Below are 253 nucleotides of genomic sequence, written 5' to 3'. Positions count from 1 at the left end.
CTGTGCGCCCTTGGGGCGGCCCGTCGAGCCCGAGGTATAGATCACGTATGCGAGATTCGCGCCATCGACGCGCACGGCCGGCGCGTCGTACGGGCCGGCCGACAGGTCGAGCGTGTCGAGTTCCAGCACCTCCAGCGAAGCGGGCACCGGCAGCGCATCACGCAAGTGAGCGTGCGTGAGCAGCAACGCGATGCCGCTGTCGCCGATCATGTAGGCGAGACGGTCCTGCGGATAGTCCGGATCAAGCGGCACG

At 68.0% G+C, this 253-nt stretch carries 1 protein-coding gene; it reads right to left on the bottom strand.

The window, feature by feature from the left end; all coding sequences use genetic code 11:
* Positions 1-253, bottom strand: a 253-nt coding sequence (locus U5775_RS39295; protein WP_322063481.1) for an AMP-binding protein, incomplete at both ends; no start/stop codon positions are given.

Origin of the sequence: Paraburkholderia sp. J63, assembly GCF_905220245.1 — a bacterium.
Lineage (GTDB): Bacteria > Pseudomonadota > Gammaproteobacteria > Burkholderiales > Burkholderiaceae > Paraburkholderia.
This window is presented reverse-complemented; position numbering and strand designations above follow the sequence as displayed.